This is a genomic window from Protofrankia symbiont of Coriaria ruscifolia (assembly GCF_900634745.1).
GTDB lineage: Bacteria > Actinomycetota > Actinomycetes > Frankiales > Frankiaceae > Protofrankia > Protofrankia californiensis.
This window is the reverse complement of the sequence record NZ_CAAAFR010000174.1, coordinates 1-14,951: the sequence shown is the minus strand read 5'-3', so window position 1 is coordinate 14,951 and position 14,951 is coordinate 1. Positions and strand designations below refer to the sequence as shown.

The following is a 14,951-nucleotide window of genomic DNA, read 5'->3' as shown; positions in this document are numbered from 1 at the left end:
ACGGGTCATGACCGCTTCCTCCGCTGCTTCGTCTCCCCGCGCTGCTTCGTCTGCCGTTTCCCGGTCGTTGCCGCTTGTCAGCGCAGCCAGGGCACGGCCGCCCCGTCATCTCGCCGATCTGACCACCGCGCAACGACGTGAGCTCGCCGTGTCACTCGGCGAACCAGCCTTCCGGGCGGACCAGATCTCGCGGCACTACTTCGCCAGACACCTCGGCGCGGGCGACGCCGAAGTGATGACGGATCTTCCCGCCGCCTCCCGCGCGGCGCTCCTGGGCGCGTTGCTGCCCGTGCTGCTGGCCCCGGCCAAGGTCATGACCTGTGATGCCGGCGCGACGCGCAAGACGCTGTGGCGGGCCTTCGACGGGGTACTGATCGAGTCCGTCCTGATGCGTTATCCGGACCGGGCCACGGTCTGTGTATCCAGCCAGGCCGGATGCGGCATGGGTTGCCCGTTCTGCGCCACCGGCCAGGGCGGGCTCACCCGCAACCTGTCCGCAGCCGAGATCGTCGAGCAGGTGGTCGGGGCGGCCCGGGTCCTCACCCGCGGTGGGCTTGCCGGCGGGCCGACCCGGCTGTCGAACGTGGTGTTCATGGGCATGGGGGAGCCGCTGGCGAACTACGCCACGGTGATCACGGCGCTGCGGGCACTGACTGCCCCGCCACCGGACGGCCTCGGTCTGTCCGCCCGTTCGATCACCGTCAGCACCGTGGGGCTGGTGCCGGCGATACGCAGGCTCGCCAGCACCGGTCTGCCGGTGACACTGGCCGTCTCCCTGCACGCGCCCGACGACGAGCTGCGCGACCGTCTGGTTCCGGTGAACAGGCGCTGGCCCGTGGCTGAGGTCCTTGCTGCCGCGTGGGAGTACGGCGAGACGACCGGTCGCCGGGTCAGCATCGAGTACGCCCTGATCGACGATGTCAACGATCAGCCGGAACGTGCCGATGTCCTGGCCGAGCTGCTCACGGGCAGGCTTGCGCATGTCAATCTGATACCCCTCAACCCGACCCGGGGCGTGTCCTGGCAGGCCAGCGCACGGCGCAGGGAGCGCGAGTTCGTCCGCCGGTTACGGTTGCGCGGTATAGCCGCTACCGTTCGTGATACCAGGGGGCGCGACATCGCGGCAGCCTGCGGGCAGCTCGCCGCGGACGGGCCGGACGGACCGGCTGGGACGGATAGGCCGGATTCGGATAGGCCGGATTCGGACGGCAGGCTGGACGGGAGCGGCCGTGCCCGCAGGTGAACGCCGTTCCTCCCGCCGGGCCGTCTCCCGTCGCCACCGCAACCCCCTGTGGGTGCCGGTCACCGCCGCGACCGGAGCAATACTGATCGTTATTGGGCTGGTCCTGTACTTCGGTGGCGGTGACGGCGGCACGGCCACCCGGGTCGAGCAGTCGGTTGGCGCGGACGCACCCGACAGTGCCACGAGCGCGCCGCCGGGTCCGGCGAGTGCTTCCGGTACGCCGCGGGCGTCGGCGTCGCCGGCTGCGGTGAGCGGATGCGTGTCCGGGAAGAGCATCCCGGCCGGGTCGAGCCAGCAGTCGGTCCGGATCGGTACGGACACCCGCGTCTATCAGCTCGCCGTTCCCGCTGCGGATGCCCGGACCAGGTCGCTCCCGCTGATTTTCGTCTTCCATGCTTTCGGGGAGAACGCCGCCGCGGTGGAGGGCTACGCCCACCTGGCCGAGCTCGGCGCCAAGTCCGGCTACGCGGTCGTCAGACCGGATGGCGTGGGTGGCAGGTGGAACTTCGTGCGTCGGGCCGCGGCCGGGCCGGACGACGTGGCCTTCGTGGCCGCGATCGTCAACGACCTGACCGCGCGGATGTGCCTGGACGCCCGCCGGGTGTCCGCCACGGGCCTCGGGGACGGCGCGGACATGGCGGTGACCGCGGCCTGCGCACTGCCGGGCGTGTTCGCCGCGGTGGTTCCCGTGGCTTCCGCCGTCATGCCCGACAGCTGTTCCGGGCCGCCGCCGAGTCTGCTGGCCGTCAACGGTACGAGTGACCCGGTGACGCCGCTGGAAGGCGGGGGGGTCGATCGTCCCGCTCCCTTCGACGGCACCCAGGCGCAGCCATTGCAGGGCCGGCTCGACCGCTACGCCGGATTTATGGGCTGCGGCCCGCCGGGCCCCTGGGTGTGGGACACCAGTTCGATTCGACGACTGGTCTACACGGCCTGCCCAGGTGGGCGTGACGTGGGCCTGCTGGCAGTCCAGGGCGGCGGGCACGTCTGGCCGGACCCCGACGCCATCCCCCCGAAGGGAGCGGCCCGCGCGCAGTTCAGCGCCACGCAGGTCGTCCTGGCCTACTTCAGGGGGCATCCGCTGCCGGCGTCCGTCACCGGGGCGCCGAACCCGACCGGGTAGCGGGCGGGCGCACCTGACCGGTCACGGCCGACCGGCGGTGAAGCGTCCCGACCCAGCGCGCCCGACCTGGCTGTGACGACAGACCGTGCGTGCAAACAGGGATGCGCCGTGCATATAGTAACGTTCGGTTACTATTTCCTCGGGAAATCCCGACAGTTGGGATGAGTAGGCCGTGAATATGATAAACGCCATATTATTGGTGACCACTGCCCTGTTCCAGGCGCGGGTGGTCCTGCCCAGGCAGGGCCGGGTGTCGGCCTGCGAACAGGTGTCGGCGTAGTCGGGTGGCGCCTGCGACAATGGTCGACGTGGTCGAGTCACCGCCCCCGCGTGAGGTTGTCCTGCTCGGTTCGACCGGTTCGATCGGAACCCAGGCCATTGATGTGGTGAAACGCAATCCCGATCGGTTCCGCGTCGTAGCGCTTACCGGCGGTGGTGGGAGGGTCGATCTGTTGGCCGCCCAGGCACTTGAGCTGGGCGTCGAGGCGGTTGGTGTGGCCCGTGCCTCCGCCGCGCAGGACCTGCAGCTCGCCTTCTACGCGGAGGCCTCCCGGCGGGGCTTCCGCCGGGGCGAGTACGCCATCCCGAAGATCCTCACTGGGCCGGACGGCGCCACGGAGATCGCCGCCTGGCCGTGCGACGTCGTTCTCAACGGCATCACCGGTTCGGTGGGCCTCGCCCCGACGCTCGCGGCGCTGCGTGCGGGTCGCACGGTGGCCCTGGCCAACAAGGAGTCGCTCGTCGCCGGTGGCCCGCTGGTACTCGACGCCCTCGGCGGTGACCCGTCCCGGCTCGTCCCGGTGGACTCCGAGCACTCCGCGCTCGCCCAGTGCCTGCGCGGTGGTCGGGCCGCGGAGGTGCGCAAGCTCGTCCTGACCGCAAGCGGCGGGCCGTTCCGGGGCCGCACTCGTGACCAGTTGGGCCAGGTGACGCCCGAACAGGCCCTTGCGCACCCGACGTGGGACATGGGGCCGCTCGTCACGATCAACTCGGCCACCCTGATGAACAAGGGTCTCGAGCTGATCGAGGCGCATCTGTTCTTCGGCGTGCCCTACGACGACATCGACGTTGTCGTCCATCCGCAGTCGTTGGTGCACTCGATGGTCGAGTTCACCGACGGGTCCACGCTGGCCCAGGTGTCCCCGCCGGACATGCGTCTGCCGATCGCCCTCGCCCTGGGATGGCCCGACCGGGTTCCCCATGCCCAGGCCCCGATGGACTGGCGCCGGGCGCAGTCGCTGACCTTCGAGCCGCTGGACGCCACCGTGTTTCCCGCGGTCGACCTCGCCCGCGAGGCCGGTCGCCGCGGTGGGACCGCTCCGGCCGTCTTCAACGCCGCCAACGAGGAGGCGGTGGCGGCCTTCCTCGGCCACCGGCTGCCCTTCGTACGCATCGTCGACGTGGTGGCCGAGGTGGTCACAACGCATACCGTTGTGGAACGTCCGAGCCTGGATGAGGTGTTGGACACCGAGCAGGACGCGCGCGCTCGGGTGCGTGCCCTCATCGACCAAGGAGCCTGATCGAGTCGTGATGCCTTCGTGACCGAGGGGTACCCAGTAGGGTCTTGTAGCGCTGTGATCGGGGCGTGACCGCACCATGACCAACGCAATCGGCATCGTCGCGTTCGCGCTCGCTCTACTCGTCTCCATCCTCCTGCATGAAGCCGGTCATTTTGTGACGGCCCGCCACTACGGGATGAAGGCGTCGAAGTTCTTCGTCGGATTCGGCCCCACGCTGTGGTCCCGTACACGGGGTGAGACCGAGTACGGCATCAAGGCGCTGCCGGCCGGAGGGTTCGTCAAGATCGAGGGGATGACCTCGCTCGAGGAGATCGACCCGGCCGACGCCCACCGGGCGTTCCACACCCGGCCGGCATACCAGCGGGCCGTCGTGCTGGTGGCCGGATCGTTCATGCACTTCGTCATCGCACTTGTGCTGATCTACAGCGTGCTGCTGGCGCTGGGCACCTCACGCCCCAGCGAGAACACGGTCGGCAGAACCGTCTGCGTGCCGGTGGCGAACGAGTGCTCTCCGGGCACGCCGGCCGGTCCGGCCGAACGCGCGGGTGTGCGCGCGGGTGACCGGGTGGTGAATTTCGACGGCACGCCGATCACGAACTGGAACCAGTTCACCCGCCTCATCCGCGACCATGGCGCGGGGGTTGCGACCCTCGTGGTGGACCGGGACGGCCAGACCGTCACATTGCGCCCGGAGCTGGTCTCGGTCAAGCGTGACCGCCAGACCGGACTCGCCGGCAACGACCTCGTCGGAGCGATCGGGATCGGGCAGGGCTACGACACCGTCCGGTACAACCCGATCTCGGCCGTCCCGAAGACCATGAGTGTCCTGGGCAGCGGTGTCACCGGCATGTACGACACGCTCGTGCGCCGGCTCGGCGAGGTTGCGAACCTGTTCAGTCCCGACCGCAATCCCAACGGGCTGGTCGGTGTGGTCGGCGCGGCCCGCGCCGGCGGCGAGCTGCTGTCCGCCCCGGACGTGTCCGCGAGTCAGCGCATAGGTGACTTCGTCGTTCTCGTGGCCGGTGTCAACCTGGCGGTCGGTCTGTTCAACCTCCTCCCGCTGTTCCCGCTCGATGGTGGGCACCTGGCGGTTCTCGGCTTCGAACAGGCGCGCCACGGCGTGCGCAGGCTGACCGGTTACCGGGGCCCGGTCAAACGTGTCGACCTTGTGAAGCTCCTGCCCGCGGCGTATGCAATGGTCGCCTTCTTCGTCCTGCTGAGCCTGCTCATCCTGTCTGCCGACATCGTCAATCCGATCAGATTCAACTAGTTGGCCGAAGAGGGCGTGATTACAACTTTTTACGCCGTTGATATCCGGAAAACCGGTAGCGGTAACACTTCGTGGCTTTCGTCCAGCTTCTGACCATCGTGACCATCGACACGCCAGTGAGGACATCGTGACCGTAACTCTCGGCATGCCTGAGGCGCCGGCCCTCTCGATTGCCTCCCGGCGCCGCAGCCGGCAGATTCAGGTCGGCAACGTGCCGGTCGGCGGGGACGCGCCCGTCTCCGTCCAGTCCATGACCACGACACTCACATCCGATGTCAACTCCACCCTGCAGCAGATCGCGCAGCTGACCGCAGCCGGCTGCCAGATCGTGCGGGTGGCCGTCCCCAGCCAGGACGACGCGGACGCGCTGCCCGCCATCGCGAAGAAGTCGCCGATCCCGGTGATCGCCGACATCCACTTCCAGCCGAAGTACGTGTTCGCGGCGATCAACGCTGGCTGTGCCGCCGTCCGCGTCAACCCCGGGAACATCAAGGAGTTCGACGACAAGGTCGGGGAGATCGCCCGGGCCGCCATCGCCGCCGGTACCCCGATCCGCATCGGGGTGAACGCCGGCTCGTTGGACAAACGGCTGCTGGCCAAGTACGGACGGGCCACGCCCGAAGCGCTGGTTGAGTCGGCATTGTGGGAGTGCTCCCTGTTCGAGGAGCACGGCTTCACCGATATCAAGATTTCCGTGAAGCACCACGACCCGGTCGTGATGGTCCAGGCATACCGGCTGCTGGCGCAGCGCTGCGACTACCCGCTGCACCTCGGGGTCACCGAGGCGGGCCCGGCGTTCCAGGGCACGATCAAGTCGGCCGTGGCCTTCGGCGCGCTGTTGTCCGAGGGCATCGGGGACACGCTGCGGGTCTCGTTGTCCGCACCGCCTGTCGAAGAGGTGAAGGTCGGCATCGGCATCCTGGAGTCCCTGGGATTGCGGCAGCGCACCTTGGAGATCGTGTCCTGCCCGTCGTGTGGTCGTGCCCAGGTTGACGTGTACAAGCTGGCCGAGGAGGTCAGCGCCGGCCTGGACGGTATGACCGTGCCGCTGCGGGTCGCCGTCATGGGCTGCGTGGTCAACGGTCCGGGTGAGGCACGCGAGGCCGACCTCGGAGTGGCCTCGGGTAACGGCAAGGGCCAGATCTTCGTCCGGGGCAAGGTCATCAAGACTGTCGCCGAAGCTCAGATCGTGGAAACCCTCATCGAGGAGGCCATGCGGCTGGCCGAGCAGATGGAGGCCGAGGGGGCCTCCGGCGAGCCGTCGGTGTCGGTCGGGTAGTCCCCGAGCATCCGTGACCATGGGCCTCCCGCTGCGCTCCGCTCCCACCCGCCTGCTTGACGACCGCGATCTGCCGGCGGTGCGGGAGGTGCTCGCGCGCAATCCGATCGCCGACGTGTTCGTCGCCTCCCGTGTGCAGGCATGCGGGCTCGCCCCCTGGCGGCTCGGGGCGCAGATGTGGGGCCACATGGTCGACGGCCGGCTGACCGCGGTCTGCTATTCGGGTGCGAACCTCTGGCCGGTGGCGGCGGGTCCGGCGTCAGCGAAGGCGTTCGCCGAACGGGCCCGCCGCCAGGGTCGCCGATGTTCCTCGATCGTCGGCGTGGCCGAAACGGTGCAGGCGATGTGGCAGCACCTGGAACCGGCCTGGGGGCCGGCCCGCGAGGTCAGAGCGGACCAGCCGTTGCTGGCGATCTCCGGTCCGCCTGAGATCACTCCGGATCCGGCCGTCCGTCGGGTTCGGCCGGACGAGCTGGACATGCTGTTGCCGGCGTGCGTGGCGATGTTCACCGAGGAGATCGGGGTGTCTCCCCTCCGTGGTGACGGCGGCACCCTCTACCGGGCCCGGGTCGCCGAGTTCGTCAACCAGCGTCGCTCCTTTGCCCGTATCGAGGACGGGCGTGTGGTGTTCAAAGCCGAAATCGGCGCGGTCGCCGGAGACGTCTGTCAGATCCAGGGGGTCTGGGTGGCCCCGGAGCTGCGGGGCAGGGGGCTCGGGACGGCTGCTACGGCAAGTGTCGTGGCGATCGCGCAGGCCACCCTCGCGCCCATCGTGAGCCTCTACGTCAACGAGTACAACCACGCCGCCCGCCGGGCTTACGACCGGGTGGGTTTCTACCGGGTCGGGACCTTCGCGTCGATCCTTTTCTGACCGCTGCGCTTTTTGCGTGCGGGTGATGCGCTGCCGTTGCCGTTTTGTTACGTCAGGTGAGCAAGTTGGCGACCTTGCATTAAGTCTGGCATCCTCTGTTTCTCAACCACTTCGATCGGATTGCATGGTGCCGCGAGGTGCCATGGTGGAAGGGAACACTCATGTCATCGAGGAGGCTGTGGCGTCGGATCACGCCACTGCTCGCGGCCGGCGCGCTGGCGTTGGCGGCAACGGCCTGCTCGAGCGGGGGAGATGACACCACCGTCACCGCCGGAAGCTCAACCGGCAGCCCGACGGGAACCCTACGGCTCGGTTATTTTCCGAATCTCACCCATGCACCCGCCATTTACGGTCTTGATCAGGGTATCTTCGCGCAGAAGCTCGGCCCAGGCGTGAAACTGGAGACCCCGACGTTCAACTCGGGTGTCCAGGCGGCTGAGGCGCTCATTTCCGGTGCGCTCGATGCCACTTATATCGGGCCGAACCCGGCGGTCAACGCCTTCACCAAGTCCAAGGGCGAGGCTGTCCGGATCATTGCGGGGGCGACGTCCGGCGGTGCCGGCCTGGTGGTGAAGAGCGACATCACCTCGGTCGAGCAGCTGCGCGGCAAGACGATCGCCAGCCCGAGCCTCGGCAACACCCAGGACGTGGCCCTGCGGTACTACCTCAAGCAGCATGGTCTGGCGACCGACAAGAACGGTGGCGGCGACGTCCAGATCCGTCCGCAGGACAACACAGTGACGGTGGACGCCTTCAAGTCCGGCGCCATCGACGGCGCCTGGGTACCTGAGCCGACCTTGTCGCGGCTGATCTCCGACGGCGGAAAGCTGCTGGTCGACGAGGCGTCCCAGTGGCCGAACGGCAAGTTCGTCACCACCTTGCTGCTGGTGCGCACCGACTATCTCAAGAGCAACCCTGAGATCGTCAAGCGTCTGGTGGAGGCGAACGTCGCCTCGATCGAGGCTCTCAACGCCGATCCGGTCAAGGGGCAGCAGGTGACCAATCAGGGGTTGGCGAAGCTGTCCGGCAAGCCGTTGGCCGACGCCGTCATCAATCCGGCGTGGAAGCGCCTGACGTTCACGGCCGACCCGATCGCGTCGTCCCTCGTCGCCTCGGCCGATCATGCTACGGAACTCGGGCTGCTCGCCAAGGCCGACCTGAACGGAATTTTTGATCTTACGGCTGTGAACGCGGTGCTGACAGCAAGCGGCAAACCCTCGGTGGCTGCGCAGTAGCCATGCATTCCAGATCATTAGCAGGCCAAAGGCGGCGTAGGGGGAGCAGATTCCAGTGACCGCTGTCATCGACGCAAGCGCGGTCCGGATCGACAGTGTGAGCCGGACCTTCGGGTCCGGCTCACACCGGGTCCACGCACTCGACAATGTCTCCTTCGACGCCCGGCCGGGGGAGTTCGTCTGCCTGTTGGGTGCCTCCGGCTGTGGAAAGTCGACGTTGCTGGGCATCCTCGCTGGTATCGACCAGCCTAGTTCCGGCACGGTGGACGTCGGCGGGCGCAGGGTCGGCCTGATGTTCCAGGACTCGGCTCTGCTGCCGTGGCTGACTGCCGGGGGGAACGTCGCCCTGCCGATGAAGATCCGCGGCGTCCCCAAGGTCGACCGGCGATCCCGGGTCGAGGAACTGCTCGCGCTGGTCCGCCTTGCCGGCTTGGCCGACAAGCGTCCCCACGAGCTCTCCGGTGGTATGCGCCAGCGAGTCAGTCTCGCCAGGGCGTTCGCTCAGGAGGCGGACGTCCTGTGCATGGACGAGCCCTTCGGTGCGCTGGACGCGATGACACGCGACCTGCTGCACGACGAGCTGGAACGGATCTGGCGGGAAACCGGCGTGACCATCCTGTTCGTCACCCACGACGTGCGAGAGGCCGTGCGGCTCGGCGACCGCATCGTGCTGCTGTCGAGCCGGCCGGGGCGGGTGGCCGAGATCTTCGACGTCGGGCTGGCGCGTCCCCGCCGCATTGACTCACCCGATGTGGCTGCGCTGGCCGTGACCGTCACTGACCGACTGCGTGAGGAGGTGGGGCGTCATGGTCACTGAGACCACGGTCGGGCCCAACGCGTTGCATAAGCTGCCGGTTGCGCCCGCCGGTGACGTCGACATCACCCTTGCTGGTCTCGACGCCCTCGAAACGACCGTCGAGCCCCGGCCTCCACGGGCCCTCAGGGTCTGGTCGGCAACCTGGCCGAAGCTGGGAGCGGCCGTAATCTTCCTGCTGCTGTGGCAGATCGTGGTGTGGAGTGGCTGGAAGCCCTCCTATGTGCTGCCAGGGCCGGGCGAGGCGCTGTCGGACCTGGGAAACCGGATCACGACCGGTAACTTCTGGTCGGCCGCCGCCCGTACCTTGCAGCGTGCCCTGGCCGGCTACGTACTGGCCATCCTCATCGGCGCGGTCGTCGGCCTGGCCGTGGCCCGCTTCTCCCTGCTACGGTCCGCAGTCGGGTCGTTCATCACGGCGTTGCAGACGATGCCGTCCATCGTCTGGTTCCCGCTGGCGATCCTGCTGTTCAAGCTCACCGAGTCGGCGATCCTGTTCGTCGTCGTGCTCGGCGCGGCGCCCTCGATCGCCAACGGTGTCATCAGCGGCATCGACTACGTCCCTCCCCTGCTGACCCGGCTCGGCCAGACCATGGGCGCGCGCGGCCTGAAGCTCTACCGCCTGGTGGTGGCACCGGCGGCCCTGCCATCGGTGGTGGCCGGGCTGAAGCAGGGCTGGGCATTCGCCTGGCGCAGCCTGATGGCCGGCGAACTTCTCGTCGTCGTCCCCGGTCATCCCTCCATCGGCTCGGACCTGGAGGACAGTCGGCAACTCCTGGACACGGTGGGGGTGCTGGCGATGATGATGACGATCTTCATTATCGGGGTGGTGGTGGACGCGGCCTTCAACGCCGTCGACCGCCGGATGCGCGCGCGTCGTGGGCTGCTGCCCACACAGTCACGCTAAGCGGTCATCGCACGCTCAGTGATCGTCGCCGAAAATTCGTCCAGGGTCTGCCGGCGCCGGCGGGACACGTGCGGCAGACCACGGACCCACAGGCAACACCCGTGTGGGGCGTGATGGGACCATGACCGGCAAGATGGATGCATGCAGATCTCCGCGCGAGCTGACTATGCCCTGCGTGCGTTGCTCACTCTCGCCGCATCCAACGGCGACCTCGTCAAGGGTGAGAGCCTGGCGACCGCGCAGGACCTGCCGCTGCGGTTTCTGGAGAACATTCTCACCGACCTGCGCCGCAGCGGTCTGGTCCTCAGCCGGCGTGGGGCCGACGGTGGTTACCGGCTCTGCCGGCCGGCGAACGAGATCACCGTGGCGATGGTCATCCGGGCCACCGACGGCCCGCTGGCCAGCGTCCGGGGCCGCCGGCCGGAGGAGGCGGTGTACGAAGGTGCCGCCAAGCACCTGCAGGACGTGTGGATCGCCGTGCGGGTCAGCCTCCGCCGGGTTCTCGAGGAGGTGACGCTGGCCGACATCGCCAGCGGGCACCTGCCACCGATCGTTGGCGAGCTCGGTCGGGACCGTGACGCCTGGGTCGGCCGCTGAGGTTTCGGTCGGCCCGTACGGTGATCAGGTGCCGGGCAGTGCCCGGGTGGCCTGATCCACCGGCTGGCCTGCCGCTATGCGTGCCTGCTGGGCGCGCACCGCCATCCCCGCCAGCGCGTCGATCACCAACGCGCGGACCTCACCGGCCAGGTCACCGAGCGCGTCGTGGGCAGCGGCTGCGCAGCGGTCCTCGACGTCGGCAAGCAGCCCGAGCGCACTGGTCAGCTCGGTGGGCACCACCGGCAGCCGATATGCGGGCTGGGCCGCCGGTGCGGTGCCGCCGCGGTCGAGGATCTCGGTCACCAGCCGGTCACGCAGCTCCCGATGGGCGGTGTAGGCGCTCTGGGCAAGAACGCGGGTCGATTCGGACCCGGGCCGCAGCGGCGCCAGCGCGCCACCGGCCGCGGCGGATGCGTACACGGCGGCGTGCTCCACCGCCAGGAGGTTGGACAGCGCCTGGACGGCGCCTGGATCGTCCGGGTCCCGGTTGCCTGCCTCCCGGTTACCTGGCTGGTCAGGTATCCCCGTCAACAGCGATCACCTGGCCAGCGGGGCGAGCAGGTCGGCGTGGGCGAGTTCGGCTGCGTGGATGCTGGCGAGCAGCGGGGCGAGACCCGCGGCCGCCACCAGGCACTTCGCGCGCAGCAGGGCCGCGGCCTGCTGCTCCAGCCGGACGAGCGCGGCGACCGTGGCCTGTTGGGATGCCGCCCGGTCGGTGGCGGGGCCGGGGAGAACCGGGGCAGCGGTTGCGGGCCCGGCGGCGAAACCGGCGACGGTCGATCCGGCCGCGGGCGATCCCTCGGCGGGCGATCCAGGTGACCTGGGTGCCCTGGGTAACCCGGTGCCGGTCGGGGGCGACCCCAGGCGGCCGGCGTGCTCGGCATGGTGGGCGCGTAGCACCGCCAGCGTGGCGGCGATCGACGGATGTGCGAGGATTGCCCGATCGTAGGCGATGAGGAGCCCCTGTTCGAACTGCGCCACCGACTCGCGCAGGGCGTCGTCGACAGCGTTCGGACTTGTGGAATTGTCCGGGTCATGGACCGAACGTGTCCAGCTACAGCTGGTGAGTCCGGCTGTCGCGACCAGCGGGAGCGCGCCGAGAACACCCCGCCGGGACAACCCCTGATGCCATGAACCAGAACCCGTCGCGCTCACGGTCCAGCAGCTTGTCACAGTGGCGGAGGCGGCCGGTCGGCCCGGCGATGCCGGCCCGGCGAGTTGGGGCGATCATGCTTCTGGGAGGTTCGGGAGGCCCAGGTCCCTGGGCACCGCGGGGAGAACCGGGTTGGGTCGGACGTAGGCTCAGGATCTCCGGAGAGCGCCACGTCCATGCGTGGCGGAGGAAAGGAGCGGGTCGACGTGGGCGACGCCGTAGCCGCAACCAGTGCCGCTGATGCCGGCGGCGGGCGACGTCGCGCCCAGGTGCGACATCCGGGCACGGACGGTCGGCTTCGGTCGGCTCGGACGGAGCTGGTGCGCCTGCTCACCCCGCAGCTGGCAGCGCGGGGATTCGACCTGGAGGACGTCACCGTCAGCCGTGCCGGATCCCGCAGCGTGGTCCGAGTGGTCGTGGACCGCGACGGCGGGGTGGACCTGGACGCGGTTGCCGAGGCCAGCCGGGTGGCCTCGGCCGTACTCGATGCCGCCGAGACCGATTCACCAGCGGCCGGGGGTTCGCCGGTGGCCGGTCCGTACGTTCTCGAAGTGAGCTCGCCCGGGGTCGATCGTCCACTGGTGGCACCGCGGCACTGGCGTCGGGCACAGGGACGTCTGGTGTCGGTGCGGATCCGTGATGGCAGGCAGCTGCTCGGGCGGGTGCGCACCGCAGGGCCGCAAGCAGCTGAACTCGTGCTGGCGGGTGAGCGCGCAGCCGCCGGCGAGGTGATACGGATATCCTTCGCTGACGTGGTCAGGGCCGCCGTGCAGGTGGAGTTCCGCGCAACCGACGAGGATCTCGTGACCGGCGACGAGGATCCTGCAACCGACGAGGACCTCGCGACCGGCGAGGACCAGGACGCGGAGGCGCAGCGATGAAACTCGACGTGGCAGCGTTGCGCGGCATCGAACGCGAGAAGGACATCGCCTTCGACACCCTGGTGGAGGCGATCGAGACCGCGCTGCTGACCGCCTACCGGCACACCGGCGGGGCGGCTGCGGACGCGCGTGTGGTCATCGACCGGACCTCGGGGCACGTGGCGGTGTACGCCCGCGAGACCTCCCTGGACGGGATGACGCGCGAATGGGAGGACACGCCCGCGGACTTCGGCCGGATCGCCACGATGACGGCCAAGCAGGTGATCATGCAGCGGCTGCGGGAGGCCCAGCAGGAGATCACCTACGGGCAGTATGCCGACCGGGAGCACGAGGTCGTCTCCGGTGTCGTCCAGCACCACGAACAGCGGGCGGGGTCAAAGGTCGTTCTGGTCGATCTCGGAACCCTTGAGGGTGTGCTTCCGCCCGCCGAACAGGTCCCCGGTGAACGTTTCGAGCACGGGGACCGCATCAAGTGCTATGTCGTGAGCGTTATTCGCGGGGCGCACGGCCCCACGGTGACGCTGTCGCGGACCCACCCGGAGCTGGTCAAGGGCCTGTTCCGGCTGGAGGTGCCGGAGGTGGCGGACGGTACGGTGGAGATAGCCGCGATCGCGAGGGAAGCGGGTCATCGCAGCAAGATCGCAGTTCGGTCGAATGTCGCCGGGGTGAACCCGAAGGGCGCCTGCATCGGCCCGATGGGAGCGCGGGTACGAGCTGTCATGGCCGAGTTGCGCGGCGAAAAGATCGATATTGTCGACTGGTCTGCTGAGCCGGCCACATTCGTCGGTAACGCGCTGTCACCCGCGCGGGTGGCTCGAGTCGAGGTCACCGATCCCGCAGCCCGTGCGGCGCGGGTGGTCGTGCCGGACTACCAGCTCTCCCTCGCCATCGGCCGGGAGGGGCAGAACGCCCGGCTGGCGGCGCGCCTCACCGGCTGGCGTATCGACATCCATTCGGATACGGAAGGTAACAGTGGCCTGCTGGCGCGGGAAGATTCCGAGGCGTCTGCCCGACGGGCCGCATCGCCGTCCGTCCCCCGGAGATCTCCCGCTGCCGGCGGCCACTCCAGAGGTGCAACGAGATAGACTGATGGGCGCACGCCGTGCGGAGCCGGTCCGCACATGTGTGGGGTGTCGCGCCCGGGTGGCGCGGTCGGACTTGATGCGTACGGTGGCAGTTGACGGTGAGCTCAGACCAGATGATCGCCGATGTATGCCTGGGCGGGGGGCGCACCTGCACCCCGATCTGGTATGCCTCGATCTCGCGGAACGTCGCAAGGCGTTCCTGCGGGCGCTGCGGGTTGCAGGGCCGCTCGGACTCGAGCATGTCAGGGCGTACCTTGTCGAGCAGTGCATGACTGGGGAGTAACGGTAATGACAGGCTTCGCACCGACGCGAGGTCGACGGAAGATCGGACGACATCACCAGATGTCGACATGGAAGCAGGTCGAGACAGCGATGACCGCGCGATGAGCACGCAGCCATGATCACGACCAGCAGGTAACCAGGGTCACGCGGGCGGACCGCGGGCCGAACGAAGGAGCACCGTGGCAGGAAAGGCCCGCGTACATGAGCTCGCCAAAGAGCTCGGCGTCGACAGCAAGACCGTACTCGCCAAACTGAAGGATCTCGGCGAGTTCGTGAAGTCGGCTTCGTCCACAGTCGAGGCACCGGTCGTCCGAAAGCTCAAGGAGTCGTTCCCCGTCGAGAACACCGGTGCGCAGCGACCCGCCGCGCGCGGCGGTGCTCCCTCGGGCAACGGCGCACGACCGGTACCCGGTGCCCGTCCGGGCCCGGTACCGTCCCGCCCGGGTCCGCGTACACCCGGCCGTCCAGCCGTTCCGGGTGCGCCGACCCGCCAGCACGACCCCGGGGCCCCGGTCACTGCTGCCGGTCAGGCGCAGCCGGGCCCGGTCGTCACGCCGCGTCCGAGCACACCGGGTGCGCCAGCATCGAATGCCCCCGCAGCTGCCTCGGCCCGCGAGACCACTCCGGTTGCCGGATCCGACTCCTCGCCGGCCGCACAGCACACGCGGCCACGCCCGGGTGTACCCACCCC

Annotated in this window: 16 protein-coding genes; 14 read left to right on the top strand and 2 right to left on the bottom strand. The window is 69.0% G+C overall.

The features are described from left to right. The first annotated feature begins 7 nt into the window (after positions 1-7). From rlmN to CV1CTNOD_RS19215, 10 genes are all read left to right on the top strand, one after another. Positions 8-1,243, top strand: a complete 1,236-nt coding sequence (gene rlmN, locus CV1CTNOD_RS19260; RefSeq protein WP_131787409.1) for a 23S rRNA (adenine(2503)-C(2))-methyltransferase RlmN — start codon at positions 8-10, stop codon at positions 1,241-1,243. Further along, a complete protein-coding gene (locus CV1CTNOD_RS19255) occupies positions 1,230-2,366 on the top strand; it encodes an alpha/beta hydrolase family esterase (RefSeq protein WP_165485629.1) in 1,137 nt (378 codons plus the stop codon). Before rlmN ends, CV1CTNOD_RS19255 begins: the two co-directional genes overlap by 14 nt. 299 nt (positions 2,367-2,665) lie before the next feature. Further along, positions 2,666-3,886, top strand: coding sequence for a 1-deoxy-D-xylulose-5-phosphate reductoisomerase (gene dxr, locus CV1CTNOD_RS19250; protein WP_131787428.1), 1,221 nt, complete (start codon positions 2,666-2,668; stop codon positions 3,884-3,886). A gap of 76 nt (positions 3,887-3,962) precedes the next feature. Next, a complete protein-coding gene (locus CV1CTNOD_RS19245; protein ID WP_131787407.1) occupies positions 3,963-5,156 on the top strand; it encodes a M50 family metallopeptidase in 1,194 nt (397 codons plus the stop codon). Positions 5,157-5,283: 127 nt separating this feature from the next. After that, complete coding sequence (gene ispG / locus CV1CTNOD_RS19240) at positions 5,284-6,435, top strand: flavodoxin-dependent (E)-4-hydroxy-3-methylbut-2-enyl-diphosphate synthase (protein WP_131787406.1); 1,152 nt, start codon at positions 5,284-5,286, stop codon at positions 6,433-6,435. A gap of 19 nt (positions 6,436-6,454) precedes the next feature. Then, positions 6,455-7,306 (top strand): GNAT family N-acetyltransferase, encoded by an 852-nt coding sequence (locus CV1CTNOD_RS19235; protein ID WP_131787427.1) that lies wholly within the window; start codon positions 6,455-6,457, stop codon positions 7,304-7,306. 161 nt (positions 7,307-7,467) lie between these two features. After that, complete coding sequence (locus tag CV1CTNOD_RS19230; RefSeq protein ID WP_131787405.1) at positions 7,468-8,541, top strand: ABC transporter substrate-binding protein; 1,074 nt, start codon at positions 7,468-7,470, stop codon at positions 8,539-8,541. A 55-nt stretch (positions 8,542-8,596) separates the two neighbouring features. Then, the gene (locus CV1CTNOD_RS19225; protein ID WP_131787404.1) at positions 8,597-9,358 is read left to right on the top strand and encodes an ABC transporter ATP-binding protein; all 762 of its coding nucleotides are present in this window, start codon (positions 8,597-8,599) and stop codon (positions 9,356-9,358) included. After that, the gene (locus CV1CTNOD_RS19220; protein ID WP_131787403.1) at positions 9,348-10,262 is read left to right on the top strand and encodes an ABC transporter permease; all 915 of its coding nucleotides are present in this window, start codon (positions 9,348-9,350) and stop codon (positions 10,260-10,262) included. Before CV1CTNOD_RS19225 ends, CV1CTNOD_RS19220 begins: the two co-directional genes overlap by 11 nt. A gap of 141 nt (positions 10,263-10,403) precedes the next feature. Next, entirely contained in the window at positions 10,404-10,859 is a 456-nt protein-coding gene (locus CV1CTNOD_RS19215) for an RrF2 family transcriptional regulator (RefSeq protein ID WP_131787402.1), read from the top strand. A gap of 24 nt (positions 10,860-10,883) precedes the next feature. Here CV1CTNOD_RS19215 and CV1CTNOD_RS19210 read toward each other — a convergent pair whose 3' ends face one another. After that, positions 10,884-11,390 (bottom strand): DUF4439 domain-containing protein, encoded by a 507-nt coding sequence (locus tag CV1CTNOD_RS19210; RefSeq protein WP_242606837.1) that lies wholly within the window; start codon positions 11,388-11,390, stop codon positions 10,884-10,886. Between the two features lie 6 nt (positions 11,391-11,396). Beyond that, on the bottom strand, positions 11,397-12,014 hold the full coding sequence (locus tag CV1CTNOD_RS19205; protein WP_131787401.1) for a hypothetical protein: 618 nt from the start codon (positions 12,012-12,014) through the stop codon (positions 11,397-11,399). Between the two features lie 204 nt (positions 12,015-12,218). Here CV1CTNOD_RS19205 and rimP point away from each other — a divergent pair, with 204 nt between their 5' ends. The 4 genes from rimP to CV1CTNOD_RS19185 form a co-directional block, all read left to right on the top strand. After that, positions 12,219-12,893: a ribosome maturation factor RimP gene (gene rimP, locus CV1CTNOD_RS19200; protein ID WP_242606836.1), complete on the top strand. Its 675-nt coding sequence runs from the start codon at positions 12,219-12,221 to the stop codon at positions 12,891-12,893. Continuing rightward, entirely contained in the window at positions 12,890-13,978 is a 1,089-nt protein-coding gene (nusA, locus tag CV1CTNOD_RS19195) for a transcription termination factor NusA (protein WP_131787399.1), read from the top strand. Before rimP ends, nusA begins: the two co-directional genes overlap by 4 nt. A 4-nt stretch (positions 13,979-13,982) precedes the next feature. Next, on the top strand, positions 13,983-14,261 hold the full coding sequence (locus CV1CTNOD_RS19190; protein ID WP_131787398.1) for a YlxR family protein: 279 nt from the start codon (positions 13,983-13,985) through the stop codon (positions 14,259-14,261). A 178-nt stretch (positions 14,262-14,439) separates the two neighbouring features. After that, the coding region (locus CV1CTNOD_RS19185; RefSeq protein ID WP_207386554.1) for a translation initiation factor IF-2 N-terminal domain-containing protein at positions 14,440-14,951 on the top strand (512 nt) is incomplete at its 3' end.

Excerpts from the sequence above, each read along its gene's own strand:
- CV1CTNOD_RS19190 (WP_131787398.1), top strand. The coding sequence starts at position 13,983 with ATGGGCGCACGCCGTGCGGAGCCGGTCCGCACATGTGTGGGGTGTCGC.
- CV1CTNOD_RS19215 (WP_131787402.1), top strand. The coding sequence starts at position 10,404 with ATGCAGATCTCCGCGCGAGCTGACTATGCCCTGCGTGCGTTGCTCACT.
- nusA (WP_131787399.1), top strand. The coding sequence starts at position 12,890 with ATGAAACTCGACGTGGCAGCGTTGCGCGGCATCGAACGCGAGAAGGAC.
- dxr (WP_131787428.1), top strand. The coding sequence starts at position 2,666 with ATGGTCGACGTGGTCGAGTCACCGCCCCCGCGTGAGGTTGTCCTGCTC.
- CV1CTNOD_RS19235 (WP_131787427.1), top strand. The coding sequence starts at position 6,455 with ATGGGCCTCCCGCTGCGCTCCGCTCCCACCCGCCTGCTTGACGACCGC.
- CV1CTNOD_RS19230 (WP_131787405.1), top strand. The coding sequence starts at position 7,468 with ATGTCATCGAGGAGGCTGTGGCGTCGGATCACGCCACTGCTCGCGGCC.
- rlmN (WP_131787409.1), top strand. The coding sequence starts at position 8 with ATGACCGCTTCCTCCGCTGCTTCGTCTCCCCGCGCTGCTTCGTCTGCC.
- CV1CTNOD_RS19220 (WP_131787403.1), top strand. The coding sequence starts at position 9,348 with ATGGTCACTGAGACCACGGTCGGGCCCAACGCGTTGCATAAGCTGCCG.
- CV1CTNOD_RS19245 (WP_131787407.1), top strand. The coding sequence starts at position 3,963 with ATGACCAACGCAATCGGCATCGTCGCGTTCGCGCTCGCTCTACTCGTC.